Consider the following 25,269-nt stretch of genomic DNA (forward strand, 5'->3'; position numbering starts at 1 on the left):
CAGCTCAAACAACTTTATGTGATATAGGGGGCTTTAACAAAAAGCGGAACACAAGGTTCCGCTTTTTTGACGCCTAGCTGGAGAGCAACACTCTGGCCGAGTTGGCGGGGATGGTGAGCTGTACCTCGCCCTGCACCACTTCGAACTTGTCGCCGTTGAAGGCGTCGGTGAAGCGGCTGGCGGGACTGGCGGTCTGCCACAGGGGCAGGCTGATGGTGCGCGGCTCGCTGGGGTGACGGTTGCAGGCTACCACCACCTGATCGCTTTGCAGGGTGCGGGCGAACACATAGCTGTGCGGGCCAGCATAGAGGGTCTGGATGTCGCCGCGGCGCAGGGCCGGACGTTGCCGGCGGATCTGGATCAACCGGCGGTAGTGGTCGTGCAGCACGTGATCCCAGGCGGTGGTCTCCCACGGGAAGCAGCGGCGGCAGTCCGGATCGTTGCCACCGGAGAGTCCCACCTCGTCGCCGTAGTAGATGGACGGCACGCCGATGTAGGTGAGCAGCAGGGTGGCCGCGAGCCGCATCCGCTGCTTGTCTTCCCCCAGCAGGTGGAGGAAGCGGGCGGTGTCGTGGCTGTCCAGCAGGTTGAACTGGGCCAGCTGGTTCTTGAACGGGATGTGGGCTCGCGCCAGCTTGAGCCAGCGATCCAGCTCTTCGGCGCTGATCTTGATGGGGTGATAGGCGATATCCTTGCCGGCCAGGAAGGCTCGGATCGGATGGGCGAAGCCGTAGTAGTTCATGGCGCCATCCTCCTGATCTCCCTGCAGCCACTGGCTTGCCTCGAAGAAGTGCTCGCCCAGCACGTAGGCGTCCGGGTTCTCCTGCTTCACCGCGCCGCGAATGGCGCGCACGTGGCCTTGGTTGCCCTCGGCGGTGCCGCGCTCCCCCAGCATGTGGATGACGTCAAAGCGCCAGCCGTCGATCTGGTAGGGGGCGCGCATCCAGTAGCGCAGGATGGCATCGTCGGCGCGATAGACGGCGTCCTGCACCTTCTCGCAGGAGAAATCCAGCTTGGGCAGGCTGCGGATGCCCTTCCAGCTGACATAATCCCCTTCGTTGTCAAAGGTGTAGAAGCTGCGCCACGGTGAGTCCGGGTTGCTCTGGGCACCCAGTGGAGGGCAGAACCAGGGGTGCTCGGTGGAGGTGTGGTTGACCACCGCATCCAGGATGATCTTCATGCCGCGCTGGTGCAGGTTGCGGGTCAGCTCGGCAAACTGGGCGTTGGTACCCAGATGCGCATCCACCTTGAAGTAGTCCTGGGTGTCGTACTTGTGGTTGCTCGGCGAATCGAAGATGGGGTTGAGATAGAGCGCCGTCACCCCGAGAGATTGCAGGTAGTGCAGCTTGGCGTCGATGCCCGCCAGGTCGCCACCGTAGAATTCGCAGGCGCCGTGGCCCTCTTCGTGGCGGCTGACCGGCTCGCCCCACGCCTTGCTGATCACCGCCTTGCCACGGTACTCGTACTCGTGATGTTTGACGCTGAGCGACGGATCACCGTTGCAGAAGCGATCGGGGAAGATCTGGTAGAACACCTGGTCCTGCACCCAGGCCGGTGGCTGGTGCAGGCTGTTGAAGCGAAAATGCTGCTCGCGCGGCGGCATGGCGGCACTGACGCCGGCCCCGTGCAGCCACCACTGCTCCTCATCGGTGAGACACTTGAAGCAGTAGAGGTGAATGTCCTGCCCCTTGATGAGCGGCAGGGTCGCCTGCCATACCTGCAGCCGGTCGCGGGTGGAGACCGCCGTCATCGGGATCAGGTACTCCTCGTTGTCCGGCTCGTGGCGCAGCCACACCTCGCGGATCGGGGCATCCAGCTCGCTGAACAGGGTCAGTTGCAGGGCATCGGCGCTCTCTTTGAACCAGGGCGCCACCTGGGGATGAAACAGAAATGGATGGGTCATGATGCTTATTGAGTCAGAAGATCGGCGAGGGCATTGCCCTGTTCATGCAAGGTTTCGAGCTGGCCGGCGAGCGACTTGGGATCCAGCCCCAGCTGGTCGGCCAGTGGCTTGGGAAAGCGGGCGATGATGGCCTGGGCCGGCACTCCCGCGTTCCAGGCGAAGGAGATGAAGACCGCCAGGCGGATCAGCACTGCCTCCTTGCTGACCGGGTCGTGGGAGAGGGGATCCAGCTGCTGGGAGATGGCATCGACGAAGGCCTCGGAGAGGTTCCAGCGCCGTGCCAGCTCGGCGCCGAGCTGAGCGTAGTCGTACCCCAGCATCTCGCGTTGGGCCTCGACCCGGCTGCTCCCTTTCTGGATCGCCAGATTGATGAGCTCCGCCTCTTCCGGCAAGGTGCTCTGGATCAGCAGTTCGCCGATATTGTGGATGAGGGCGCAGGTAAAGGCGGTTTCGGGGTCGAGCACCTTGGCCTCCTGAGCCAGGGTCTTGGCGATGGTGGCGACCTGGAAGGTCTCGGTCCAGAACTTGTTCTTGTCGAAACTGGGAGGCGCCTTGAAGCTACCGATGATGCCGGAGGCGACCACCACAGATCGCAGCCGGTTGAAACCGAGGCGGATCACCGCCTGTTCGATGGAAGTGACTTCGTTGCCACGGCGCAGGGCGGCCGAGTTGGCCATTCTCAGCACCTTGACGCTGATCACCTGATCCATGGCGATCTTGGCCGCAATCTCGTCGATGCGGGCATTTTCATCGCTGAAGCTCTGCATCAACTCATGAAGCAGTTGCGGGATAGTGGGGAGTTGTTTGATCTTGTCAAACAGACGGTCCATCGACATGGCTGAGGCAGCCTCCATTGCGAGCACTGCCTCATATTGTGCCACAGGCGGGGCACATGTTCCTGTTTGTGATGCCGGTTTGTGAGCCCTAGAGCACCCAGTCGCGCAGGGTGTATTCCAAACGATGCCGTTTGCCCTGCAGGATCAGGGTCTGGGTAGTGCCGTCCAGGGTGGCCCCTTCGGTGAGGGTGGTCAGTACTGCCTGCTCCACCGCATCGAGCGGAGCCAGACAGGCCATCTCGGTGCTGCCCAGACTGGTCACCCGGAACTTGTTCCCCTCAAGGTGGCCCTGACCGAAGTAGCGATTGCAACCGGCGATGCCGTTGACGGTGAAGTGCTCACCTATCTCGAAATCGGGTGGGTTGTCTCGCGGCGCGGCAACGGGCTGGCCATCCAGCTTGTCGAGCACCCAGTGGTGGTGCTGCAGGTCTTGCGAGGCGAAGCGGGGAGTACTGCTGCAGGCGCTGAGCAGAAGCAGGGCGAGCAGCAGTAGCAAGAATCTGGGCATGAAAGGGCTCCGGTAGTGGGAGTGACAAGCATACCCTCTGTGCGCGCCCTCAGGCAGGGCGAGGGGGAGCGCCCCCGACTGCTTCTGTCGCCCTGTGGGTGGGGCCTGTGTCGTTAAATGGCAACACAGCCCCCATGCCTAGCTGCATTTGGGTCAGATCGGGGTGGGTTGACCGTTGCCAAACAGCCGCTCGGCGTAACGGGCCAGACCGGAGGCGACCGAGCCGAAGTCATCACCCCCTTCCAGCGGCACCTGGGGCAGCTTCTGGCGGATGAAGGCCTGGATCAGCGGGGAGCGAGCGCTGCCGCCGGTGATGAAGACCCGATCCGGCTGCACGCCGGCGGCGGCGATGGCCTCATCCATCAGCTCGCCAATCTTCTCCAGCAGCAGGGCAGAGGCATTGGCCAGCTGTTCGCGGGTCAGCTCCGCCTCCAGCCCTTTTTCCAGCTCGCTCAGCGATTGGTGATTGGACTCCTGCGTCGAGAGGGCGATCTTGCCCTGCTCGGCACGCCACACCAGCTGGTGGCTCAGCTTGTGAGCGCGCAGGCTGGCGAGGCGGCCCAGCTTGCTGCTGGGCTGGCTGTCGAGTTGCAGATCCTGCAGCTGGCGGGCGGTCTCCAGACTGTAGAAGCGGCTCTGGGCGCTGACGTCGTTGATGGCGGCGGCATCCCAAAACAGCGGGTGGGGGAGCGGCTTGCCGGTCTTGAGGGTCTCGTGCATGCCGAGCAGGGGCATCATGCCCTCCACCGTCAGCCGGATGTCGAAGTCGTTGCCGCCGATGCGCTGGCCGCTGTGGCCGAGCAGATCGCCGTCGCGATCGAGCCTGTCGCGGTGACTCGGGCCCATCCGCAGCACCGAGCAGTCGGTGGTGCCGCCGCCGATGTCCACCACCAGCACCACCGCATCCTCGGTCAGGCGGGCCTCGAATTCGAAGCCCGCCGCTACCGGTTCATAGAGAAACTCCACCTGTTCGAACCCGGCGAGGCGGGCCGCCTCGCTCAGGATGGCGATGGCCTGACGGTTGCTCTCTTCCCCCGCCAGTCCCTGGAAGTTGACCGGGCGACCGACCACGGCCCGGCGGATCGGCGCGCCGAGCTGCTGCTCCGCCTCGCGCCGCACGTGCAGCATCATGGCGCAGACGATGTCTTCGAACAGGGCGATCTGCGGTGCCTTGAGGCCATAGGCGCCGAGGAAGGATTTTGGCGACTTGAGGTAGTAACCGTCGTCCGGCTCTTCCAGATAGCGCTCCAGCGCCGCGGCGCCGAAGCTGAGCTCGTCGATCAGCCCCTCTTCGCGCATCTGGCGGCGTACCGCCTGGGCCCGGGTCACCACGGGGCCGCGCAGCTTGAGGTACTCGCTCTGCTGGGCGGGGGCCAGCCCTTCGGCCAGCAGGCCGGCGATGGCATCCCGATGGGGGGCGTGCAGGGTGGAGGGAAGATAGTGGGCACCGCTCAGGTTCAGCAGCCTGGGGCTGCCTTGTTCCATCACGGCGACGGCACAGTTGGAGGTACCGTAATCAAATCCGATAAACATGGGCAGCCAGACTCCTGAGCAAAAAAGGGCTGGTAGCCTACCCGAAGGCGCCGGGTCTCACAACCCGGCGCCTCGCTTATTGCGCGGTGGTTTACTCCACCTCGTTGTCGCAGCGACCCTGGCTGTCGATGGCGCGGATGTTGCTGAGGGTGGTGTCGGCGATGGCGTGCAGCGCCTCGCGGGTCAGGAAGGCCTGGTGACCGGTGAACAGCACGTTGTGGCAGGCCGACAGGCGGCGGAACACGTCATCGGTGATCACCTCGTTGGACTTGTCGGCGAAGAAGAGATCCTCTTCTTCCTCGTAGACGTCCAGCCCCAGCGCGCCGATGCGGGCGGTCTTGAGCGCCTCGATGGCGGCGTTGGAGTCGAGGAGGCCGCCCCGGCTGGTGTTGATGATCATCACCCCGTCCTTCATCTTGGCGAACGCCTCCTTGTTCAGCAGGTGGTAGTTCTCCTTGAACAGCGGGCAGTGCAGGCTGATGACGTCGGACTGGCGGAACAGGGTATCGAGATCCACGTACTCGGCGCCGAGATCGATGGCCGCCTGGTTCGGATAGGGATCGCTCACCAGCAGGCGCATGCCGAAGCCCTTGAGGATGCGCAGGGTGGCGATGCCGATCTTGCCGGTACCGATGATGCCGGCGGTGCGACCGTGCATGTTGAAGCCGACCAGCCCCTCCAGCGAGAAGTTGGCGTCACGGGTGCGCTGATAGGCTTTGTGGATGCGACGGTTGAGAGTCATCATGAGGCCCACCGCGTGCTCGGCGACCGCTTCTGGGGAGTAGGCTGGCACTCGCACCACCTTCAGCCCCAGCTCCTTGGCGGCGGCCAGATCCACGTTGTTGTAGCCGGCGCAGCGCAGGGCGATCACCCTGGTGCCATTGGTGGCCAGCTCGGTCAGCACCTCGCGGTCGGCATCGTCGTTGACAAACAGGCACACCACGGGGAAGCCGTGGGCCAGCCGGGCAGTCTTGGCCTCCAACCGCACGTCGAAGAACTCCAGTTCATAACCGTACTGGCTGTTGGCCTGATTGAAGTGTTCTTTGTCGTAGCTCTTGGTACTGAAAACGGCGACTCTCATGGTGCGCTCTCCGCAGATAATGATGTAGTTAAATTACAACAAATATGGGTCGTCATCACGGGATAAATGGTGGGAATTCAGCCCCACGGCATGATGGGCACGGCGCTGACCGCACTCTTGTAAGAACCATCCACCAGCTTGGTGCTGTAAGTCAGATAGACCAGCGCGTTGCGCTTTTGATCGTAAAAACGCACCACTTTCTGCTCCTTGAACACCAGCGAGGTGCTGACGTCGAACACCTCTTCCCCCGCCTTCAACTTGGCGGGCAGGGTGATGGGGCCAATCTGGTGGCATGAGAGGGAGGCGTGGGAGGGATCTTCCGCCAGCCCGAGTCCGCCCTTGACGCCACCGGTCTTGGGGCGCGCCAGATAGCAGGCGACGCCGTCGATGCGGGGATCGTCGAACGCCTCCACCAGGATCTTGTGGTTGGGGCCAAACAGCTTGAAGGCGGTGCTCACCTCGCCGACCGGGTCGGCCTTGTCGGCCAGCGCCGGGCCGGCAATCAGTGCGCCCAGCAGCAGCGGCAGGGTGCGAGCAAGGATCTGAGGATGTCTCATGGTCTCTCCTGTTGGCTTCCCTCAGTAGGGAATGCCCAAACGACGATAGAGGCTGGCCAGCACCCAGGCGGGGCCGATCAGCAAAAACTGCAGGTCGGTGAGGAAGGAGGGGCGCTTGCCCTCGATCTTGTGGCCGACGAACTGGGCGATCCAGAGCAGCACAAACCCGGCCAGCGCCGGCCACAGCTGGGGGCCTTGCCAGCTGTGGCAAATGACCAGCCCCAGTGCGGTCAGCACCGTCATGCCCACAAACAGCGCAAACGACAGCCGCAGATAGAAGGCCAGCACCGGGATGGCGACCAGCGCGGCCCAGTTGAGCGACGGCGGCAGCGGTCCGGTCGGCAGGCACCAGAGCAGGGCCAGGGCGCAGAGATAGATGCCGGGCACTGCCAGCTTGTGGATCGCCACATTGACCGGGTGCCGGTGGCTCTGGCCGTACAGTTCAAACCACTCCTCGATTCCCTTCATGGCACCTCCCTGGCGCGCTGTTGGTACCACCCTGGTTGAGGTGGCCGACTCTTATCCCTGCGGGGGATACTCCCAATATTGGGCCGGAATGGATTTTAGCAACGGTGTCATGTCGGGATTGGGCAGGGAGATGGTGACCCGCCGCTCGAGATTGGCGCTGGCCAAGGCCTCGCGGATCTTGGGGTTCTCCCGAAAGAACTTCATGAAGCTGCCGTCGGCATAGGCCCGCTCAAGCCCGGTCTGGATCGCCTTGGCCAGCTTGGGGGATTCCGGGCTGACGAAGAAGAACTCGGCGAAGGGGTAGCGGATCAGCAGGTGCTGATCGATGACCAGGTTGGGATATTGCGCCACCAGCTCGCTGCGCTCGGCAAAGATCTCCACCAGGTTGCGCGGGAAGAAGTCCAGCTTGTCGCCGTCGTTGATCAGCCGAAATAGGTTGCTGTAGCGCCCCGAGTAGGTGGGGATGCCGGCGTTCTCCAGGATCTTGTTGTCGGCCCAGCCCACCCCCTGTGCCGCCTTCAGCTTCTTGAGATCGGCCAGCGAGTTGATCTGGTTGAACTTCTCCTGGGCATCGGCGTGGATGAAGGAGAGCCGCAGCCCTTCCAGACCGCGAAACAGCGGGATCGGCACGGCAATGAGCGAGGATTCGAGGGCGCTGGAGGTGCCCATCCAGAACACATTGATGGTTTGGCCCTTGCTCAGCTGTTGCTGCAGGCTGTACTGGTTGAGGTTGAGTTCGACCTGCTTGATGCGAAACGGCTGGCCGGCATGGGTCAGCGCCAGTTCCAGCAGCTTGAGCTGGTACTCTTTGTCGAGGTCGTTGATCGGCCGGCTGGGAACCTTGACCGTGAGGGTCTGTGCTTGTGCCAGCAACGGCAGACACAAGCACAGTTTGAGGAACCATTTCACTCTCTGCTCTCCTGTAGATTCCGGGCTTGCCCGGAGTCTAACAGAACTTGTCACTCTCTTGCTGCGTAGCCGTGATCCGCCAGGGTGAGCAGCCTGGTGTCCTCATTGTCACCTGCATGCCCACCCCGCTGGCGACGCTCGCCGCACGACAGTGAGCAGGCAGCGAGGCGTCAGGCGACGCGACGATACACGTGGGTATCGTTGAACTCCTTGGTGCTCTGGCATTCAACGCAGAAGCGGGACTCGGGACGAGCCTGCAGCCGCTTGAGGGAGATCTCGTCACCGCAGGATTCGCAGTAACCGAAATCCCCTTCGCTGATGCGCTTGAGGGCACCACGCAGCTTGCGCAGATGCAGCTTGTCATGCTCGATGCGGTTCAGCTCCAGACGACGGGCTTCCTCGATGCTGGCACGGTCAATTTCATCAGCCATCTCGTTGGTATCGGTGGCGATGGCCTGGCTGGCCTGGGAGTTGAGGCGATCTTCGAGTTCGAGGATCTGGCGCTCGATCTGTCCCTTGTAAAAGGCCAGTTGGTCTTCAGTCATGAAATCACACATACGATTTACTACCAGTCAGTTTACTAACCCAATTATCCCTGTTTATGGGGGCTGTCTGCCTGCAGACCAAGCCCTGTGTCCTGAATTTGCACCAAATCCAAGCAGGAGAGTGCAAATCAGGGCGGGCCTTGTACCAAAAAAATGCAGGCATGCAAAGCAAAGAGGACAAGTATTGTGCGCCCTTGCAAAAAAATGACCCGATTCAGACAGGGTCTGACTGAGAACATGGGGGATCCGGCAAGCTTGTTGGCACCGGGCTTGCAGTGAGTCGTTATCACGCCAGGGTGTTTAGTATTTGTCCCCGCGATGGTCATTATATGCGCCGTTATTTATAGTTTTTTAAACACCACCGCTTGACATTGCCCCTGATGGCGGGCTTTTATGGTGGTGTTGATTACAATTTGATAACAAGGGTGTTCCATATATTAGACACCCTTGCCAATGGCAACCGTAAAGTCGGGGTTTAACATGGACAGTATCAAGGGCTGGATGGAGAGCAATCGCATCACGGAAGTGGAGTGCCTGTTTCCGGATTTCACCGGCAATGCCCGAGGCAAGATCATTCCAGCCAACAAGTTTCTGCGCGAGGGGGGCATGCGGCTGCCCGAGGTCATCTTCACCCAGACGGTGACCGGCGAGTATCCGGATGACGACAGCATGATCGACCCGCTGGAGCGGGACATGCAGCTCTATCCCGATCCAAACACCATTCGTTTCGTACCCTGGGCGCTGGAGCCGACCGCCCAGGTGATCCACGACTGTTTCGACATCAATGGCAAGCTGATCGACATCGCGCCGCGCTCCGTGCTGCGTCGGGTCCTGTCATTTTACGAGAAGCAGGGCTGGAAGCCGGTGGTGGCCCCCGAGCTTGAATTCTACCTGGTCAAGCGCAACGAAGACCCCGACTATCCGCTGGTGCCGCCAGTGGGGCGCAACGGCCGCCCCGAGACGGCCCGCCAATCGTTCAGCATCGACGCGGTCAACGAATTCGACCCCATCTTTGAAGACATGTACGACTACTGCGAGGCGCAGGAGCTGGAGGTGGACACCCTGATCCACGAGTCCGGCGCCGCCCAGATGGAGATCAACTTCCTGCACGGCGACGCCGTCGATCTGGCGGATCAGGTGTTTCTGTTCAAGCGCACCATGCGGGAAGCTGCCCACCGCCACGGGATTTACGCCACCTTCATGGCCAAGCCGATGAGTGACGAGCCTGGCTCCGCCATGCACATTCACCAGAGTCTGGAAGATGTGAACGGCCACAACCTGTTCGGCACCGAGAACGGTGGCCACTCCGAGCTGTTCATGCACTTCATCGCCGGCCTGCAGAAATACACGCCGGCGGTGACCGCGCTGCTGGCCCCCAACGTCAACTCCTACCGCCGCCTCACCTTTGGCGAGAGCGCGCCGCGCAACGTGCAGTGGGGGGTGGAAAACCGTACCTGCGGGCTGCGGGTGCCCTTCTCCGAGGCCAGTGCCCGCCGGGTGGAGAACCGCTTCGCCGGCGCCGATGCCAACCCCTATCTGGCGCTGGCGGCCACGCTGGCCTGCGGCTACCTCGGCATGATGGAGAAGCTGGAACCGCTGCCGGAGATGAAGTCGAGCGCCTATGAGCTGCCCTACAGCCTGCCCCGCTCGCTGGAGGAGGCGTTGAGCCACCTGGAGCAGTGCGACCCCATCAAGGAGATGCTGGGCGAGCGCTTTACCCGCGCCTTCGTGGCGGTCAAACGCAAGGAATATGAGACCTACTTCGGGGTGATCAGCCGCTGGGAACGGGAGTTCCTGCTGCTGAACGTTTGACCCGGATGCGCGCCGGCCGCGCATCACCCTGCCCGGAGGGGCCGCCAGCCCCTCCCGCGTGAATCGAGACAGTTGGGGTGCAGGCAGCACTGCACGACACCCGGTGAGTCACCGTGACCGGGGGAGTTGTCTGCCCCTCATCAACTGACCAACAAACATCGCTTAAATCGAAGGAACCGAGGAGCAAGCAATGCAGCATACCACCCGTGAGTGGCAGCAACTGGAAGCCAGCCATCACCTGCATCCGTTTACCGACTTTCAGGCGCTGAACAAGAAAGGCAGCCGCATCATCACCCGGGCCGAGGGCGTCTATCTGGAAGACTCCGAAGGCAAGCGCATTCTGGATGGCATGGCCGGCCTGTGGTGCGTCAACCTGGGCTATGGCCGCCAGGAGCTGGTGGACGCCGCCACCCGCCAGATGCAGCAACTGCCCTACTACAACCTCTTCTTCCAGACCAGCCACCCGCCCGCTGCCGAGCTGGCGACCCTGCTGGCCGAGATCACGCCGCCACACCTCAACCACGTCTTCTTCACCGGCTCGGGCTCCGAGTGCAACGATACCGTGCTGCGCATGGTGCGCCACTACTGGGCCAGCAAGGGGCAGCCGGACAAGCAGGTGATCATCAGCCGCCACAACGCCTACCACGGCTCCACCGTGGCGGGCGCCAGCCTGGGTGGCATGAAGGGGATGCACGCCCAGGGCGGGTTGCCGATCCCCGGTATCGTGCACATCGACCAGCCCTATCACTTCGGCGAGGGGCAGGGGATGAGCGCCCATGAATTCGGGCTGGCCCGTGCCCGTCAGCTGGAGGAGAAGATTCTGGAACTGGGGGTAGACCAGGTAGCCGCCTTCATCGGCGAGCCGATCCAGGGCGCAGGCGGCGTCATCATCCCGCCCGACAGCTACTGGCCGGAGATCCAGCGCATCTGCGACAAGTACGGCATCCTGCTGATCGCCGACGAGGTGATCTGCGGCTTTGGTCGCACTGGCCACTGGTTCGCCAGCGAAGGCTTCGGCATCAAGCCGGATCTCATGTGTCTGGCCAAGGGGATCACCTCCGGCTATCTGCCGATGGGGGCCGTGATGGTGGGGGACCGGGTCGCCAAGGTGCTGGTGGAAGAGGGGGGCGAGTTCAACCATGGCTTCACCTACTCCGGTCATCCGGTGGCCTGCGCCGTGGCGATTGCCAACATTACGCTTATGCAAAACGAAAGCATAGTTAAGCGAGTTCATGATACCATCGGCCCCTATTTGCAGCGCCGCTGGGCGGAGCTGGCGGACCATCCGCTGGTGGGCGAAACCCGTGGCAAAGGCCTGGTGGCCGCGCTGGAAATAGTGCAGGACAAGCAGACCAACAGCCGCTTCCCGGCTGGGCTGCAGGCCGGTATGACCTGTCGGGAGTTCTGCTTTAACAATGGCTTGGTGATGAGGGCGGTCGGCGATACCATGATCATATCGCCCCCCTTGGTGATCACTGAGGAACAGGTGGATGAATTGGTCAATCTGGCCAGGCTCAGTCTCGATCTGACGGCGGCAAAGCTGCGGGGATAGGCGGGCGCCGGGCAGGTTGGCTTGCGCATACAATTTGCTTAGGAGACAAGGACGATGTCTTTCAAAACGGGAATGATTGCAGCCTCTGTGGCACTGGTCATGATGAGTACCGGGGTGATGGCCGAGGACAAGGTGTTGCACGTCTACAACTGGAGCGATTATATCGCGCCAAACACGCTGGAAGACTTCCAGAAAGAGACTGGCATCAAGGTGGTCTACGACGTGTTCGACAGCAACGAGGTGCTGGAAGCCAAGTTGCTGGCCGGCAGTTCGGGCTATGACATCGTCGTGCCGTCCAACCCCTTCCTGGCCAAGCAGATCAAGGCGGGCGTGTTCCAGAAGCTGGACAAGTCCAAGCTCTCCAACTGGCAAAACCTGGATACCTCGTTGCTCAAGGCGCTCGAACCGAGCGACCCGGGTAACCAGTACTCCATTCCTTACCTGTGGGGCACCATCGGTTATGCCTACAACCCGGAGAAGGTGAAAGCCGTGCTGGGTGACAAGGCGCCGGTGGATTCCTGGGATCTGGTGTTCAAACCGGAAAACATGGCCAAATTGAAGGAGTGCGGTGTCTCCTTCCTCGACTCGCCGACCGAAATGCTGCCGGCTGCCCTGCAATACCTGGGCTTCAAGCCGGATAGCCAGAAGCCGGACGAGCTGAAGAAGGCGGAGGAGCTGTTCCTCTCTATCCGTCCCTATACCGCCTACTTCCACTCCTCCAAATACATTTCGGATCTGGCCAACGGCAACCTGTGCGTGGCGGTCGGTTACTCCGGTGACTTGCAGCAGTCCAAGTCACGGGCGATCGAGGCCAAGAACGGCGTCAACCTGACCTACGTGATCCCGAAAGAGGGGGCGGGCAGCTTCTTCGACATGCTGGCCATCCCGGCCGATGCCAAGAACGTGGAAGCGGCCCATGTGTTCCTGAACTATCTGATGAAGCCGGAGGTGATCGCCAAGATCTCCGACGCCGTCAGCTACCCGAGCGGCAACAAGGCCTCCGTGCCGCTGGTGTCCGAGAAGATCCGCAACGATCCGGGCATCTACCCGAGCGACGAGACGCTGGCCAAGATCTACACCTTCCCGGATTTGCCGGCCAAGGTGCAGCGTCTGATGACGCGTAGCTGGACCAAGATCAAGTCAGGCAAGTAAGTGACGAGTGCCCCTCCCGGTCCGCAGTTCGGCCGGGAGGGAGGTGACCCACCCGACAGGTTGGACGGCGCGTAAGGATGCGCGACTGGCAAATCACACATTAAGAGGACTGAGTAAGTGCACACAACCAAGATAGTGACGATGGCCCTGGCTCTGGGGTTGGCAAATGTGGCTCAGGCAGCCCCTGTGGTCCACTTTTACAACTGGTCCGACTATATCGGCGAGACCACCCTCAGCGACTTTCAGCGGGCGACCGGGATCCAGACCGTCTATGACGTGTTTGATTCCAACGAAACCCTCGAAGGCAAGCTGCTGACCGGACGCACCGGTTACGATCTGGTGGTGCCCTCCAACAATTTCCTGGCCAAACAGATCAAGGCGGGGGCCTTCCAGAAGCTGGATCCCGCCCTGCTGCCCAATCTGGCCAACTTGGATCCCGTGCTGCTCAAGCAGCTCGACAAGGTGGATCCGGATCATCAGTACGCCGTGCCCTATCTGTGGGGCACCAACGGCATCGGTTACAACATCGACAAGGTCAAGGCCGTGCTGGGGGTCGACAAGATTGACTCCTGGGCCGTGATCTTCGAACCGGAAAACATGCAGAAACTGGCCCGTTGCGGGGTCGCCTTCCTCGACTCGGCAGACGAGATGATCCCGGCGGCGCTCAACTATCTGGGGCTCAACCCCAATAGCCAGGATCCGGCGGATCTCAAGCGCGCCGAGGAGCAGCTGCTCAAGGTGCGTCCTTACGTGGCCTATTTCCACTCCTCCAAGTACATCGGCGATCTCGCCAACGGCGACATCTGCGTGGCGGCCGGTTTCTCCGGCGACATCCTGCAGGCGGCGGCCCGTGCCGACGAAGCCGGCAAGGGGATCAAGATCGCCTACAGCATACCGAAGGAGGGGGGCAACCTCTGGTTCGACATGATGGCGATCCCGGCCGATGCCACCAACGTGAAAGAGGCGCACGCCCTCATCAACTACGTACTGCAGCCCGAGGTGATTGCCCAGATCAGCAATCATGTGGGCTACGCGAACCCCAACGCCAAGGCGGGGGAGTTCATGGAGGAGCACGTGCGCAATGACGAGTCCGTCTATCCACCCCAGGCGGTGCTGGAGCGGCTGTATGTGCAGCAGGCACATCCCCGCGCGGTGCAGCGCCTGATCACCCGGAGTTGGACCAAGATCAAGTCCGGAACCTAACCTTGGCGCCCATCCCGGGGCGCCAGACTGTTTTACGGATCGGCCCCGGCCGGTATTACCTTTGGGAGTTTGGTAATGGCGATAGCCTCCAGTGCCTACAAGAAAGCCCTCGAGGGCAGCCAGCAACGCAAAGAAGTGCTGGTCAAGATAGACAGGGTAAGCAAGCAGTTCGATGAAACGCTGGCGGTCGACAACGTGTCCCTCAACATCCACAAGGGCGAGATCTTCGCCCTGCTGGGCGGGTCCGGCTCCGGCAAGTCGACCCTGCTGCGGATGCTGGCGGGGTTCGAGCGCCCCACCGAGGGACGCTTGTTCCTCGACGGAGTCGACATCACCGACATGCCGCCGTACGAGCGCCCCATCAACATGATGTTCCAGTCCTACGCCCTGTTCCCCCACATGACGGTGGCGCAGAACATTGCCTTCGGCCTCAAGCAGGATGGCCTGCCCAAGGCGGAGGTCGATGCCCGGGTGGAGGAGATGCTCAAGCTGGTGCAGATGACCCAGTATGCTCGCCGCAAGCCGCATCAGCTCTCCGGTGGCCAGCGCCAGCGGGTGGCACTGGCGCGCTCGCTGGCCAAGCGGCCCAAGCTGCTGTTGCTGGATGAGCCCATGGGGGCGCTGGACAAGAAGCTGCGTTCCCAGATGCAGCTCGAACTGGTCGAGATCATCGAACGGGTCGGGGTAACCTGCGTCATGGTGACCCACGATCAGGAAGAGGCGATGACCATGGCCGAGCGGATCGCCATCATGCACCTTGGTTGCATTGAACAGATCGGCAGCCCGATGGACATCTATGAAACCCCGGCCAGCCGGCTGGTGTGCGAGTTCATCGGCAACGTCAACCTGTTTGACGGCTTGCTGGTGGAGGATGAGCAGGACCACGCCACCATCGCCTGCGCCGATCTGGAGCAGCCCATCTATGTGGGCCACGGCATCAGCTCCCGCGCCGAGAACAAGAAGGTCACCTACGCCCTGCGGCCGGAGAAACTGCTGATGAGCCTGCAAAAGCCGGTGGAGATCGAGCATCCGGACTTCAACTGGACCAAGGGCGAAGTCTATGACATCGCCTATCTGGGCGGTCATTCGGTTTATCACATCCAGTTGCCTTCGGGCAAAATCGTTCAGGCTTTCATCGCCAACGCCGAACGCCACGGCAAGCGGCCGACCTGGGATGACCAGGTGTTCCTCTACTGGGAAGATGACAGCGGCGTGGTGCTGCAATCATGATGGCATTGAGACGACTGAAGGCACTGGGGGGGCGGCAGCTGGTGATCGGCATCCCGTTTTTCTGGCTGTTCCTGTTCTTCCTGCTGCCCTTCATCATAGTGGTGAAGATCAGCTTCGCCGAAGCGGACGTGGCGATCCCGCCCTACACCGACGTGGTGAGCTGGGCCGACGATCAGCTCACCATCTTGCTGCACATGGGCAACTACCTGTTGCTGCAGGAGGATGAGCTCTACATCGCGGCCTATCTCGGTTCGCTCAAGATGGCCTTCATCAGCACAGTGCTCTGCCTGCTGATCGGCTATCCGATGGCCTACTCCATCGCCCGGGCCAACAAGGAGACCCAGACCGTTCTGCTGCTGCTCATCATGATGCCGACCTGGACCGCGATCCTGATCCGGGTCTACGCCTGGATGGGCATTCTCAGCAACAACGGCCTGCTCAACAGCCTGTTGATGGGCATCGGCCTCATCAACGAGCCGCTGCAGATCCTCAACACCAACCTGGCGGTCTACATCGGCATCGTTTACTCCTACCTGCCGTTCATGGTACTGCCGCTCTACGCCAATCTGGTCAAGCACGACCAAAGTCTGCTGGAGGCGGCCTCCGACCTCGGCGCCCGCAACCTGACGCGGTTCTGGCAGATCACGGTACCGCTTTCCAAGAACGGCATCATCGCCGGCTGCATGCTGGTGTTCATCCCGGTGGTAGGCGAGTTCGTCATTCCGGAGCTGCTGGGCGGCCCCGAGACCCTGATGATCGGCAAGGTGCTGTGGCAGGAGTTCTTCAACAACCGTGACTGGCCGGTGGCGTCCGCCCTGGCGGTGGTGATGCTGGCGGTGCTGATCATTCCGATCATCCTGTTCAACCGCAACCAGGCCAAAGAGCTGGAGGGTAAAGTATGAGGCGCTTTGGTTTTGCCAAGCTGATGCTGTGGCTGGGGCTGCTGTTCATCTACCTGCCGATGATCATCATGGTGATCTACTCCTTCAACGCCTCCAAGCTGGTGACGGTATGGGGCGGCTGGTCGCTGAAGTGGTATTTCGGCCTGCTCGACAACAAGCAGTTGATAGGTTCGGTACTGCGTTCGCTGGAGATCGCCTTCTATACCGCGATTGCGGCGGTGGCGCTGGGGACGGTGGCGGCCTTCGTGCTGACCCGGATCCCGCACTTCCGTGGCCGGACCCTGTTCGGCGGCATGGTGACGGCGCCGCTGGTGATGCCCGAGGTAATCACCGGTCTCTCCTTGCTGCTGCTGTTCGTGGCCATGGCCCAGCTGGTGGGCTGGCCCGCCGAGCGGGGCATGGTGACCATCTGGATCGCGCACACCACCTTCTGTACCGCCTATGTGGCGATTGTGGTGTCGGCCCGCCTGCGGGAGCTGGATCTCTCCATCGAGGAGGCGGCCATGGATCTGGGGGCCAAACCCTGGAAGGTGTTCTTTCTGATCACCATCCCGATGATCGCCCCCTCGCTGGCAGCGGGTGGCATGATGTCGTTTGCCCTGTCGCTGGATGACCTGGTGCTGGCGAGCTTCGTCTCCGGCCCGGGCTCGACCACCCTGCCGATGGAGGTCTTCTCGGCGGTGCGGCTCGGGGTGAAACCCGAGATCAACGCGGTGGCCAGCCTGATCCTGCTGTCGGTGTCGCTGTTCACCTTCGGCAGCTGGTATCTGATGGCCAAGGCGGAGAAACGTCGCCGCGCCGAGATCGCCATGACCACCCAGATGCAGGCAGTCGCCTGACCTCGTGTTAAGATCCGCATTCTCTCGTCAATCCGGAGGATGAGAATGCGGATCTCCATCTTTAGCGGCCAGGGTTCCGAGCTGGTTCCCGGCCTTGTCAGCGCCATCCACAAACAAGCCACCTCCATACCGCTCTGGTGCGGTGCCAATGGTCTGGCTGGCGACGAACAGTGCGACCAGCGCCACCATGGCGGCCCGGATCGGGCGCTGCACTACTATCCCGCCGATCACTACCCCTGGTGGCACAACTGGCAGACGGCGCTGGGCCTGGCGGCCCCACGTACTCCCTGGCAACCGGCCGCCTTCGGCGAGAACCTCTCCGGGATCGGGCTGACCGAGGCGCAGGCCTGCATCGGCGATGTCTATCGACTCGGCGAGGTGCTGATCCAGATAAGTCAGCCCAGATCCCCCTGCTTCAAGCTCAACCAGCGTTTCGGTTATGGCCAGATGTCGCAGGTGATGCAGCTCAGCGGCCGTTGTGGCTGGCTGCTGCGGGTGCTGGAGGAGGGGATGGTGATGCCGCAGGAGCGGTTGGAGCTGGTGGACAGGCCCTACCCTGAGCTGACGGTAAAGCGCACCGCTGACATCCTGTTCAACCAGCTGCGCAACGAGGCGGACCTGCTGTTACTGCTGGAAAATCCGGCCCTCTCGCCCAACTGGCGCAAGCATGCGGCAGACTGGTTGGAGCATGGTGTGGTCGCTGACTGGCGTCGCCGCTTGCTCGGCCCGGCCGAATTCCAGCTCGCATCGTCATAAGCGTTGCCAGGCCATTTTTTGGCCGCTGACGGCTCAGGACGGATGGAACTGACGAATAGTTGAGCGAACAGCCATTTTTTTCCTTCCAAACGTAAAAAAGGCTTGTGTCGAGTCGGGGCTTTCGGTAAATTCCCGTCCCGCAGACATCGGTGTGTAGCGCAGCTTGGTAGCGCACTTCGTTCGGGACGAAGGGGTCGGAGGTTCGAATCCTCTCACACCGACCACATTAGAAAAGGCCGCTCAATAGAGCGGCCTTTTCGCATCTGGCGTTTGCGCAAGTGGAGGGCGATATTCAGGCTTGCGGCTTGCTAGGGCAACTGCAATGCTCTCTGTCTCTCTGTCTCTCTGTCTCTCTGTCTCTCTGTCTCTCTGTCTCTCTGTCTCTCTGTCTCTCTGTCTCTCTGTCTCTCTGTTTCATCCGTCTCGTCAGTTCCGTTGCCCGGCGCAGGGCAATAAAAGGGCCACCGCTCGGTGGCCCAGGGTGGAGTCTGATCCTGACTCCGGCACTCTAGATTGTGGCAATCTCTGGTTGGGTTCTGTCTATGGTGCCCTCCTTGCGCGCCAGGCGCCTGTTAGATATGCCAGTGCTGATGCCGCAATGCCTTGAAGCCATGCTGAGGTTGCAAGGCCGCGTGCTTGGGGTACTCACTAATGAAATGTTCGATTCCCTCCATCAGTTGTTCACGTAATGAAGACACGGGCTCATGCCAGGCTTGCAGGCATAGATGGCCGGGGATCAGCTGCTCCTGATAATCTTCCTGCAGCTGTTCTGGCCAGGGCTCAATACCGGAATTGCGTTGCAGCAAATAGTGGGCGGCGGGTTCACGGGCATAGATGAACTGAATTTGGGCCAGATCGCGTTGGCTTAGTGTTTGACTGTTGATATGACAAGTCAGGTATTTTCCCGTCTTCAGATCCAAGAAGTGACCGCGTTGCCGACAGGCTATGATGCGATACCAAGGCAGGGGCGAACAGAGAGAGTATCCCTCAAGCTCCTGTTCCAGCCAGTGGCGACACTCGGGTGTCTGCACCTCGTCGAGCATGGACTCGAGCTGTGTCAACAAGGTTCTGGATGGTTTGGTGGCCAGTTTCGCACTCATCGCCTGCAATCCTCCCTCCGCACACAATCCCGACTTTCAGTATGAACCTGGTGGCGGCAGAGGGGGTAAGGTTTCTAATGATTAAAATTAGATTAGCAGCGTGGTTTTTATGCAATAGGCTGGCTCAGCCCACCAGGTAGGTGCCGGTACCGAAGGCGATATGAGTCCCTTCTTCGTTGTGCAGTTCCATGCGGGCAACCGCGACCTTGCTGCCGGCCCGGATGATGTGGGCGGTGGCGATGAACTCGTTGCCACGCCCCGGCCGCAGGTAGTCCACCCGCAGATCGATGGTACCGAGGCGGGAGAAGCGCTCCTTGAGGTGGCTGGGGGAGAAGTCTTCCAGCTCGTCGATGCAGGAGGCGGCGACTATCATGCCGCCGGCCACATCGAGCAGGCTGGCGGTGACGCCGCCGTGCAGGATGTTGTGGAAGGGGTTGCCGATCAGCTTCTCCTCCATCTTGATGCGCAGCTCCACCTTGTCGAAGTCGTAGTGGGTCACCTGCATGCCGATCAGCTTATTGAACGGCATCCTCTCGGCGAACAGGTTGGCAATGCCACTGAGCGCCATCTTCTTGAGCATCTGTTTCATTCCTTGAGTCCGATCCCTGGCAGTACGACCGAGTAAAAACTCCAGCCAGTCTGCAACACTTCCTTAACAGTCGCAATGGCAGGTTTATTGTGGGCGGCGGCTGCTTTAGAATGGCGACCCCAAAGGAGAGCCCATGACCGCCATTGCCGAAACCCTGCCTGACCCCCAGCCAGAGAATCCGCTTGCCCTGCTGCAGGCGGTGTTCGGCTATCAGCAATTCCGGCCGGGCCAGCTCGAAATCATCGAGCAGATCGTGGCGGGGCGCGATGCGCTGGTGCTCAAGCCGACCGGTGGCGGCAAGTCGCTCTGCTACCAGATCCCTGCGCTGTTGCGGCCCGGGCTCGGGGTGGTGGTCTCTCCCCTCATTTCGCTGATGAAGGATCAGGTGGACAGCCTGCGCGCCAACGGCGTGGCGGCGGTCTACATCAACTCGGCACTGAGCCGGGAAGAGATGATCCAGAACTTCGCCGCCATGCGGCGCGGCGAGATAAAAATCGTCTACGTCTCCCCCGAACGCCTGCTGCAGCACGAGTTCATGGACCGGCTGGCCGAACTGCCGCTCGGGCTGTTCGCCATCGATGAGGCGCACTGCGTCTCCCAGTGGGGCCATGACTTCCGGCCGGAATATGCGGCGCTGGGCCGGCTCAAGCAGTGGTTCCCGCAGGTGCCGGTGGTGGCGTTGACCGCCACCGCCGACGAGGCGACCCGCAGCGATATGCTGCACCGGTTGGAGCTGAGCGATCCCTTTATCCACACTGCCAGCTTCGATCGCCCCAATATCCGCTACAGCCTGGTGGAGAAGTTCAAGGCGGCCGAGCAGCTACTGCGTTACGTCCAGAGCCAGAAGGGCAACTGCGGCATCGTCTACTGCTCCAGCCGCAACCGGGTGGAGGAGGTGGCCGAGCGGCTATCCCGCCACGGTTGTAAGGCGGCGCCCTATCATGCCGGTCTGCCGCTCGAGCTGCGTCAGCAGACTCAGGAGGCCTTCCTCAAGGATGATATCGAGATAGTGGTGGCGACGGTGGCGTTCGGTATGGGCATCGACAAGCCCAATGTGCGCTTCGTGGTGCACTACGACATCCCGAAGAACATCGAATCCTACTATCAGGAGACCGGCCGCGCCGGGCGCGATGGCACTCCGGCCGAGGCGTTGCTGCTCTACGATCCTGCCGATATCGGTCGGGTGCGCCGCCTGCTCGACAACATCGAGAATCCCCAGCAGCTGCAGGTGGAGCAGTACAAGCTCAACGTGATGGCGGCCTTTGCCGAGGCGCAGACCTGCCGCCGTCAAGTGCTGCTCAACTACTTCGGCGAGTACAACGACAAGCCGTGCGGCAACTGTGACATCTGCTTGGACCCGCCCCAGAGCTATGACGGCACCGAAGATGCCCAGAAGGCGCTCTCCTGCGTCTGGCGGGTGGGTCAGAACTTCGGCGTGGGTTATGTGGTGGAGGTGCTGCGCGGTTCGCTGAACCAGCGCATCAAGGACCACGGCCACGACAAGCTGTCGACCTACGGCATCGGCAAGGATCAGAGCCACGAGTACTGGATGAGCGTGATCCGCCAGCTGATCCACAAGGGGCTGCTGACCCAGAACATCACCCGCAATCTTGTGCTGCAGCTGACCGAGGCCGCCCGTCCCGTGCTGCGCGGCGAGGTGAAGCTGGATCTGGCGGTGCCGCGCCTGCAGCCCATCTCCAGCCGCAAGGAGAAGCGCAACGGTCTGCTCGACAACGCCAACTACGACAAGCGGCTGTTCAAGGAGCTGCGCGCCCTGCGCAAGCAGATCGCCGAGGATGAAGAGGTACCGCCCTACGTGGTGTTCAACGATGCCACCCTGGTCGAGATGGCGCAGCTGATGCCGATGACCGAGGCGGAAATGCTGGCAGTCAACGGCGTGGGTCACCGCAAGCTGGAACGCTTTGGCGAAGCCTTTATGGACCTGATCATCGACTACTGCCGTCGGTAAAAGGTTGGTGAAGTGGGTGCGTCGTCAATGGGAGGCGCCCGTCTGCCGGGCGCGCCGGGTTATTTGAGGCTGGAGTAATAGGCCGCCAGATTCTCCATGTCCGCATCGGTGAGCGGCGCCATGAAGGGCACCATCAAAGGCTCCTTGCGGCTGCCATCCTTGAAGGCCTTCAGCTGTTTCACCAGATAGGCGGCGTTTTGTCCCGCCAGATGGGGATAGCTGGGAATAAGAGCCTTGCCTTCAACCCCGTGACAGGCGGCGCAAACGGCGGCCTTGGCCTTGCCTGCCTCGACATCGGCCGCCTGGGCCGGCCCCCATAACAACAGCAACAGGGGCAGGGCGCCCAACCATCTTTGCATCTTCTTCTCCTTGAAATGAAATAGCGCATCGTCCGTTAGCCAGTGCTGGCCGACGGCGGTATAAAGAGTGACACGAGCATACGCAGGGACGAACCGCACCACCATGAAGCTGATCAACACTTTTGCCACCGAACTGCCCTGGGCCTGTGAGCCCGTCGCACCCCAGCCATTGCATGCTCCCGGCCTGCTGCACCTCAACCGTGCGCTGCTCGGTGAGCTGGGGCTGGGGGCGGTGAGCGAGACCGACTGGCTGGCCTGCTGTGGCCATGGGCAGCTCTTGCCCGGCATGCAGCCGGTAGCCCAGGTCTATGCGGGCCACCAGTTCGGCGGCTACAGCCCACGTCTTGGCGATGGCCGCGCCCTGCTGCTGGGGGAGCAGCAGGCGCCGAATGGCAGCCGCTGGGACCTGCACCTGAAAGGGGCGGGCAAGACGCCATTTTCCCGCTTCGGCGATGGCCGTGCCGTGCTGCGCTCCAGCATTCGCGAGTATTTGGCCTCCGAGGCGCTCCATGCCCTCGATATTCCCACTACCCGGGCCCTGGTGCTGGTGGGCAGCCAGGAGCCGGTCTACCGCGAGCAGGTGGAGACAGGTGCGACCGTGCTGCGTACCGCCCCGAGCCATCTGCGCTTCGGCCACGTCGAGTATTTCGCCTGGAGCGGGCAGGGGGAGCGGATCCCGGCCCTTATCGATTATCTGCTGCGCCACCATTTCCCCGAGCTGGCCGATGGTGCCGAGCTGTTTGCCGAAGTGGTGCGCCGCACCGCGCGGCTCATCGCCAAGTGGCAGGCGGCAGGCTTCTGCCACGGGGTGATGAACACCGACAACATGTCGCTGCTCGGGTTGACGCTGGATTACGGGCCATACGGCTTTATCGATGCCTATGTGCCGGACTTTGTCTGCAACCACTCGGATCCGGGCGGTCGCTATGCGCTGGATCAGCAGCCCGCGGTCGGTTATTGGAACCTGCAAAAGCTGGCGCAGGCGCTGGCCGACCACGTCGATGGGGACGCGCTGGCTGCGGCCCTGGCCCAGTACGAACACCAGTTGATGCTGCACTATTCCGAACTGATGCGGGCCAAACTGGGGCTGGCGGTGTGGGAAGACGATGATCCGGCGCTGTTTCGCGAGTTGTTCCAGCTGCTGGCGGCGCACGGGGTGGATTACCACCTGTTCCTGCGCCGTCTCGGTGAGGTGACGGGAGAGGGGGCATGGCCCGCCAGCCTGCTGGCGCTGCTGCCGGAGCCTGCCGCCTGGCAAGGGTGGCTTGAGGCCTATCGGGCGCGCCTCGACCGGGAAGAGAGTGAGGATGGCGTGCGCAAGGGGCTGATGGATGCGGTCAACCCCAAGTATGTGCTGCGCAATGCGCTGGCCCAGCGGGTGATCGAGGCCGCCGAGCAGGGTGACATGGCACCGTTCGAGCGGCTGTTTGCGGCCTTGCAGCACCCCTATGATGAGCAACCCGAATACGAGGAACTCGCTACTCCGCAACCGGCATGGTATTGCGGTGGCGAGCTCTCTTGCAGCAGTTGAGGAACCGCAGATGAACTGGCGTATCGCGCAGACAGACAGGGAGGCCGGGGTGGTGACGCTGGTGAACCCCGCACTCGACTGGGACAGTTTTCCGACCCTGGCCGAGGCGCTGTTGCAGGAGTGGGAGCTGGTGGCGCTCGAGCGGGAGTGCGGCGCCGATCGTCACAGCTGGTTGCTGGAGTTCGAGGGGAGCCGCTTTCGGCTCGAATACGAACACTACAGCGGCTGCTGGCTGGCGGTGGAGCAGCCGGCCGATGCCGAGGTGCTGCTCTGGCTGGCCCGTCAGCATCAGGGTTGAGCGGGGACAACAGCCTCAAGCAACCGCATAAACATTGAACTATCAGTGTGGGGGCGTATAATATCGCCCCTCAATTATCGCCAATGGTGGCGGTATGGGTTCCCTAACCCCATTAACCAAAAAGGTCACAATATGAATCTGACCCCTGCTCAGCACCAGACGGCGCTGGTGCGCCTCTCGTTGTTCCACATCCTGATCATTGCCAGCAGCAACTACCTAGTGCAGCTGCCGATCACCATCTTCGGCTTCCACACCACTTGGGGTGCCTTCAGCTTCCCGTTCATCTTTCTGGCCACCGACCTGACGGTGCGGATCTTCGGTGCCGGTCTGGCGCGCAAGATCATCCAGACCGTGATGCTGCCGGCGCTGGCCATCTCCTATGCCCTGTCGGTGCTGTTCTTCGAGGGCAGTTTCCAGGGGGTCGGCAATCTGGCAGAGTTCAATCTCTTTGTTGCCCGGATCGCGTTAGCCAGCTTTATGGCTTATCTGGTGGGCCAGTTCATGGACGTGGTGGTGTTCAACCGGCTGCGGCTGCTGAAAGCCTGGTGGGTGGCACCGGCAGCCTCCACCCTGTTCGGCAACCTGGTAGATACCATCGCTTTCTTCACCATCGCCTTCTGGCGCAGCACGGACCCCTTCATGGCCGAGCACTGGGTCGAGATCGCGACCGTGGATTACGTATTCAAATTGCTGATAAGTCTGGGGTTGTTTGTGCCGCTCTACGGTGTGCTGCTGCGCTATCTCAGCCGCAAGCTGGTGGGGGAGGCCGGATTGGCTGGCCTGCAAGCTGCTACGCGACAAGCCTGATGAGATTGACCACCCCATGGGTGGTCAATTTTTTTGCATTTTTGGCAAATAAGGGTTGCTAAGTTAAATGAGAATGATTATTGTTAACTTGTTTTCCGGGAAAGACTTCATTCGTTCCAACGTGATGGACTTCTTGTGAAGGCACGACATTGCTCACATTGCTTCCAGTTAAGGGGCCAGTTTTTACTGGCCCTCTTTTTTTGCGTGTTTTCGGCCAGCGACGGGCATAAAAAATGGGAGCCTTGGCTCCCATTTTTACTCTGTTCTGCTTACTCGATGTCGAGCGCATCGGGGGAGAGGATCACCCCTGTGGTATCGGCGTAGAGATGGTCGTCCGGCAGGAAGGTGACGCCGCCGAAGTTGACCGGTAGATCGGTCTCGCCCACGTCCTTGCTGTCGGCGCCCACCGGAATGGCTGCCAGCGCCTGAATGCCGATATCCAGATCTTCCAGAATGTCGACCTCGCGTACGCAACCGTAGCAGACGATCCCTTCCCACTCGTTCTCGGCCGCCGTGGTGGCGATCTCGCTGTCGATCAGGGCGCGGCGCATGGAGCCACCGCCATCGATCAGCAACACCCGACCGACGCCGTTCTCTTTGACGAGTTCACGGATCAGGCCGTTTGATTCGAAGCATTTGACTGTGGTGATGACGCCGCCGAACGAGGCACGGCCGCCGAAGGAGCAGAGCATGGGTTCGAGCACATCCACCATGTCCTGATAGATGTCGCACAGTTCTGAAGTGTTGTATTCCATTGTGTCAAATCCACCGCTGGAAACAGGTGGGATCCAGTATAAGGAGTGGGACCGGCATTTCAATGAATATTCCTT

25 protein-coding genes and 1 tRNA gene are annotated in these 25,269 nt (G+C 61.5%); 13 read left to right on the forward strand and 13 right to left on the reverse strand.

Annotated features, from left to right (window positions below):
- Positions 1 to 73: 73 nt before the first annotated feature.
- From malZ to AACQ43_RS18600, 9 genes are all read right to left on the reverse strand, one after another.
- Positions 74 to 1,903: a maltodextrin glucosidase gene (malZ, locus tag AACQ43_RS18560; RefSeq protein WP_168968226.1), complete on the reverse strand. Its 1,830-nt coding sequence runs from the start codon at positions 1,901 to 1,903 to the stop codon at positions 74 to 76.
- Between the two features lie 5 nt (positions 1,904 to 1,908).
- Positions 1,909 to 2,757: an HDOD domain-containing protein gene (locus AACQ43_RS18565; protein WP_041213562.1), complete on the reverse strand. Its 849-nt coding sequence runs from the start codon at positions 2,755 to 2,757 to the stop codon at positions 1,909 to 1,911.
- A 70-nt stretch (positions 2,758 to 2,827) separates the two neighbouring features.
- On the reverse strand, positions 2,828 to 3,247 hold the full coding sequence (locus AACQ43_RS18570; RefSeq protein WP_168968228.1) for an META domain-containing protein: 420 nt from the start codon (positions 3,245 to 3,247) through the stop codon (positions 2,828 to 2,830).
- Between the two features lie 153 nt (positions 3,248 to 3,400).
- Complete coding sequence (gene yegD / locus AACQ43_RS18575) at positions 3,401 to 4,780, reverse strand: molecular chaperone (RefSeq protein WP_168968230.1); 1,380 nt, start codon at positions 4,778 to 4,780, stop codon at positions 3,401 to 3,403.
- A 91-nt stretch (positions 4,781 to 4,871) separates the two neighbouring features.
- Positions 4,872 to 5,861, reverse strand: a complete 990-nt coding sequence (locus tag AACQ43_RS18580; RefSeq protein ID WP_011707803.1) for a 2-hydroxyacid dehydrogenase — start codon at positions 5,859 to 5,861, stop codon at positions 4,872 to 4,874.
- A gap of 77 nt (positions 5,862 to 5,938) precedes the next feature.
- Positions 5,939 to 6,418, reverse strand: coding sequence for a CreA family protein (locus AACQ43_RS18585; RefSeq protein WP_024945569.1), 480 nt, complete (start codon positions 6,416 to 6,418; stop codon positions 5,939 to 5,941).
- Between the two features lie 21 nt (positions 6,419 to 6,439).
- Positions 6,440 to 6,886, reverse strand: coding sequence for an Mpo1 family 2-hydroxy fatty acid dioxygenase (locus tag AACQ43_RS18590; RefSeq protein WP_168968232.1), 447 nt, complete (start codon positions 6,884 to 6,886; stop codon positions 6,440 to 6,442).
- A 51-nt stretch (positions 6,887 to 6,937) separates the two neighbouring features.
- Complete coding sequence (locus AACQ43_RS18595; protein WP_011707800.1) at positions 6,938 to 7,795, reverse strand: hypothetical protein; 858 nt, start codon at positions 7,793 to 7,795, stop codon at positions 6,938 to 6,940.
- 170 nt (positions 7,796 to 7,965) lie between these two features.
- Positions 7,966 to 8,352, reverse strand: a complete 387-nt coding sequence (locus AACQ43_RS18600) for a TraR/DksA family transcriptional regulator (protein WP_010635769.1) — start codon at positions 8,350 to 8,352, stop codon at positions 7,966 to 7,968.
- Between the two features lie 468 nt (positions 8,353 to 8,820).
- Between AACQ43_RS18600 and AACQ43_RS18605 the strand changes: the two genes are divergently transcribed.
- The 9 genes from AACQ43_RS18605 (at position 8,821) to AACQ43_RS18645 (ending at position 18,010) form a co-directional block, all read left to right on the forward strand.
- Entirely contained in the window at positions 8,821 to 10,152 is a 1,332-nt protein-coding gene (locus AACQ43_RS18605) for a glutamine synthetase family protein (protein ID WP_146062422.1), read from the forward strand.
- Between the two features lie 190 nt (positions 10,153 to 10,342).
- Positions 10,343 to 11,704: an aspartate aminotransferase family protein gene (locus AACQ43_RS18610; RefSeq protein ID WP_042067130.1), complete on the forward strand. Its 1,362-nt coding sequence runs from the start codon at positions 10,343 to 10,345 to the stop codon at positions 11,702 to 11,704.
- Between the two features lie 54 nt (positions 11,705 to 11,758).
- Complete coding sequence (locus tag AACQ43_RS18615) at positions 11,759 to 12,856, forward strand: polyamine ABC transporter substrate-binding protein (RefSeq protein ID WP_029304954.1); 1,098 nt, start codon at positions 11,759 to 11,761, stop codon at positions 12,854 to 12,856.
- Positions 12,857 to 12,997: 141 nt separating this feature from the next.
- A complete protein-coding gene (locus AACQ43_RS18620; protein ID WP_211162605.1) occupies positions 12,998 to 14,059 on the forward strand; it encodes a polyamine ABC transporter substrate-binding protein in 1,062 nt (353 codons plus the stop codon).
- 75 nt (positions 14,060 to 14,134) lie between these two features.
- Positions 14,135 to 15,289 (forward strand): polyamine ABC transporter ATP-binding protein, encoded by a 1,155-nt coding sequence (gene potA, locus AACQ43_RS18625; RefSeq protein WP_011707795.1) that lies wholly within the window; start codon positions 14,135 to 14,137, stop codon positions 15,287 to 15,289.
- Positions 15,286 to 16,191, forward strand: coding sequence for an ABC transporter permease subunit (locus tag AACQ43_RS18630; protein WP_017409743.1), 906 nt, complete (start codon positions 15,286 to 15,288; stop codon positions 16,189 to 16,191). Before potA ends, AACQ43_RS18630 begins: the two co-directional genes overlap by 4 nt.
- Positions 16,188 to 17,030, forward strand: a complete 843-nt coding sequence (locus tag AACQ43_RS18635) for an ABC transporter permease subunit (RefSeq protein ID WP_011707793.1) — start codon at positions 16,188 to 16,190, stop codon at positions 17,028 to 17,030. Before AACQ43_RS18630 ends, AACQ43_RS18635 begins: the two co-directional genes overlap by 4 nt.
- Positions 17,031 to 17,075: 45 nt before the next feature.
- The gene (locus AACQ43_RS18640; RefSeq protein ID WP_076362148.1) at positions 17,076 to 17,786 is read left to right on the forward strand and encodes an MOSC domain-containing protein; all 711 of its coding nucleotides are present in this window, start codon (positions 17,076 to 17,078) and stop codon (positions 17,784 to 17,786) included.
- A 147-nt stretch (positions 17,787 to 17,933) separates the two neighbouring features.
- A tRNA-Pro gene (locus AACQ43_RS18645) sits at positions 17,934 to 18,010 on the forward strand.
- Between the two features lie 348 nt (positions 18,011 to 18,358).
- Here AACQ43_RS18645 and AACQ43_RS18650 read toward each other — a convergent pair.
- Positions 18,359 to 18,886: an AbiTii domain-containing protein gene (locus AACQ43_RS18650; protein ID WP_168968236.1), complete on the reverse strand. Its 528-nt coding sequence runs from the start codon at positions 18,884 to 18,886 to the stop codon at positions 18,359 to 18,361.
- Between the two features lie 124 nt (positions 18,887 to 19,010).
- The gene (locus AACQ43_RS18655; protein ID WP_049045446.1) at positions 19,011 to 19,475 is read right to left on the reverse strand and encodes a thioesterase family protein; all 465 of its coding nucleotides are present in this window, start codon (positions 19,473 to 19,475) and stop codon (positions 19,011 to 19,013) included.
- A gap of 133 nt (positions 19,476 to 19,608) precedes the next feature.
- On the opposite strand from AACQ43_RS18655, the gene recQ reads away from it, so the two are divergent.
- Positions 19,609 to 21,444: an ATP-dependent DNA helicase RecQ gene (recQ, locus tag AACQ43_RS18660; RefSeq protein ID WP_168968238.1), complete on the forward strand. Its 1,836-nt coding sequence runs from the start codon at positions 19,609 to 19,611 to the stop codon at positions 21,442 to 21,444.
- A 59-nt stretch (positions 21,445 to 21,503) separates the two neighbouring features.
- Here recQ and AACQ43_RS18665 read toward each other — a convergent pair whose 3' ends face one another.
- Positions 21,504 to 21,803, reverse strand: a complete 300-nt coding sequence (locus tag AACQ43_RS18665; protein ID WP_168968240.1) for a c-type cytochrome — start codon at positions 21,801 to 21,803, stop codon at positions 21,504 to 21,506.
- Positions 21,804 to 21,906: 103 nt separating this feature from the next.
- On the opposite strand from AACQ43_RS18665, the gene AACQ43_RS18670 reads away from it, so the two are divergent.
- The 3 genes from AACQ43_RS18670 to AACQ43_RS18680 all read left to right on the forward strand — a co-directional run bounded on the left by AACQ43_RS18670 (position 21,907) and on the right by AACQ43_RS18680 (position 24,439).
- A complete protein-coding gene (locus tag AACQ43_RS18670; RefSeq protein ID WP_168968242.1) occupies positions 21,907 to 23,334 on the forward strand; it encodes a protein adenylyltransferase SelO in 1,428 nt (475 codons plus the stop codon).
- A 10-nt stretch (positions 23,335 to 23,344) separates the two neighbouring features.
- Entirely contained in the window at positions 23,345 to 23,632 is a 288-nt protein-coding gene (locus AACQ43_RS18675) for a DUF3630 family protein (RefSeq protein ID WP_168968244.1), read from the forward strand.
- 132 nt (positions 23,633 to 23,764) lie between these two features.
- On the forward strand, positions 23,765 to 24,439 hold the full coding sequence (locus tag AACQ43_RS18680) for a 7-cyano-7-deazaguanine/7-aminomethyl-7-deazaguanine transporter (protein WP_076362142.1): 675 nt from the start codon (positions 23,765 to 23,767) through the stop codon (positions 24,437 to 24,439).
- Between the two features lie 269 nt (positions 24,440 to 24,708).
- Here AACQ43_RS18680 and rraA read toward each other — a convergent pair whose 3' ends face one another.
- Positions 24,709 to 25,194: a ribonuclease E activity regulator RraA gene (gene rraA / locus AACQ43_RS18685; protein ID WP_005306574.1), complete on the reverse strand. Its 486-nt coding sequence runs from the start codon at positions 25,192 to 25,194 to the stop codon at positions 24,709 to 24,711.
- Between the last annotated feature and the right edge of the window lie 75 nt (positions 25,195 to 25,269).

Origin of the sequence: Aeromonas sp. DNRA1, from assembly GCF_963888745.1 — a bacterium.
In the GTDB taxonomy this organism is placed as follows: Bacteria; Pseudomonadota; Gammaproteobacteria; order Enterobacterales; family Aeromonadaceae; genus Aeromonas; species Aeromonas hydrophila.

What these genes read in the sequence shown, in the direction of transcription:
- AACQ43_RS18635 (WP_011707793.1), top strand. Translation starts at nt 16,188, where the DNA reads ATGAGGCGCTTTGGTTTTGCCAAGCTGATGCTGTGGCTGGGGCTGCTG.
- AACQ43_RS18565 (WP_041213562.1), bottom strand. Translation starts at nt 2,757, where the DNA reads ATGGAGGCTGCCTCAGCCATGTCGATGGACCGTCTGTTTGACAAGATC.
- recQ (WP_168968238.1), top strand. Translation starts at nt 19,609, where the DNA reads ATGACCGCCATTGCCGAAACCCTGCCTGACCCCCAGCCAGAGAATCCG.
- AACQ43_RS18640 (WP_076362148.1), top strand. Translation starts at nt 17,076, where the DNA reads ATGCGGATCTCCATCTTTAGCGGCCAGGGTTCCGAGCTGGTTCCCGGC.
- AACQ43_RS18580 (WP_011707803.1), bottom strand. Translation starts at nt 5,861, where the DNA reads ATGAGAGTCGCCGTTTTCAGTACCAAGAGCTACGACAAAGAACACTTC.
- AACQ43_RS18615 (WP_029304954.1), top strand. Translation starts at nt 11,759, where the DNA reads ATGTCTTTCAAAACGGGAATGATTGCAGCCTCTGTGGCACTGGTCATG.
- AACQ43_RS18585 (WP_024945569.1), bottom strand. Translation starts at nt 6,418, where the DNA reads ATGAGACATCCTCAGATCCTTGCTCGCACCCTGCCGCTGCTGCTGGGC.
- rraA (WP_005306574.1), bottom strand. Translation starts at nt 25,194, where the DNA reads ATGGAATACAACACTTCAGAACTGTGCGACATCTATCAGGACATGGTG.
- AACQ43_RS18670 (WP_168968242.1), top strand. Translation starts at nt 21,907, where the DNA reads ATGAAGCTGATCAACACTTTTGCCACCGAACTGCCCTGGGCCTGTGAG.
- malZ (WP_168968226.1), bottom strand. Translation starts at nt 1,903, where the DNA reads ATGACCCATCCATTTCTGTTTCATCCCCAGGTGGCGCCCTGGTTCAAA.
- AACQ43_RS18605 (WP_146062422.1), top strand. Translation starts at nt 8,821, where the DNA reads ATGGACAGTATCAAGGGCTGGATGGAGAGCAATCGCATCACGGAAGTG.
- yegD (WP_168968230.1), bottom strand. Translation starts at nt 4,780, where the DNA reads ATGTTTATCGGATTTGATTACGGTACCTCCAACTGTGCCGTCGCCGTG.
- AACQ43_RS18675 (WP_168968244.1), top strand. Translation starts at nt 23,345, where the DNA reads ATGAACTGGCGTATCGCGCAGACAGACAGGGAGGCCGGGGTGGTGACG.
- AACQ43_RS18665 (WP_168968240.1), bottom strand. Translation starts at nt 21,803, where the DNA reads ATGCAAAGATGGTTGGGCGCCCTGCCCCTGTTGCTGTTGTTATGGGGG.
- AACQ43_RS18590 (WP_168968232.1), bottom strand. Translation starts at nt 6,886, where the DNA reads ATGAAGGGAATCGAGGAGTGGTTTGAACTGTACGGCCAGAGCCACCGG.
- potA (WP_011707795.1), top strand. Translation starts at nt 14,135, where the DNA reads ATGGCGATAGCCTCCAGTGCCTACAAGAAAGCCCTCGAGGGCAGCCAG.
- AACQ43_RS18610 (WP_042067130.1), top strand. Translation starts at nt 10,343, where the DNA reads ATGCAGCATACCACCCGTGAGTGGCAGCAACTGGAAGCCAGCCATCAC.
- AACQ43_RS18655 (WP_049045446.1), bottom strand. Translation starts at nt 19,475, where the DNA reads ATGAAACAGATGCTCAAGAAGATGGCGCTCAGTGGCATTGCCAACCTG.
- AACQ43_RS18650 (WP_168968236.1), bottom strand. Translation starts at nt 18,886, where the DNA reads ATGAGTGCGAAACTGGCCACCAAACCATCCAGAACCTTGTTGACACAG.
- AACQ43_RS18620 (WP_211162605.1), top strand. Translation starts at nt 12,998, where the DNA reads ATGGCCCTGGCTCTGGGGTTGGCAAATGTGGCTCAGGCAGCCCCTGTG.
- AACQ43_RS18570 (WP_168968228.1), bottom strand. Translation starts at nt 3,247, where the DNA reads ATGCCCAGATTCTTGCTACTGCTGCTCGCCCTGCTTCTGCTCAGCGCC.
- AACQ43_RS18680 (WP_076362142.1), top strand. Translation starts at nt 23,765, where the DNA reads ATGAATCTGACCCCTGCTCAGCACCAGACGGCGCTGGTGCGCCTCTCG.
- AACQ43_RS18630 (WP_017409743.1), top strand. Translation starts at nt 15,286, where the DNA reads ATGATGGCATTGAGACGACTGAAGGCACTGGGGGGGCGGCAGCTGGTG.
- AACQ43_RS18600 (WP_010635769.1), bottom strand. Translation starts at nt 8,352, where the DNA reads ATGTGTGATTTCATGACTGAAGACCAACTGGCCTTTTACAAGGGACAG.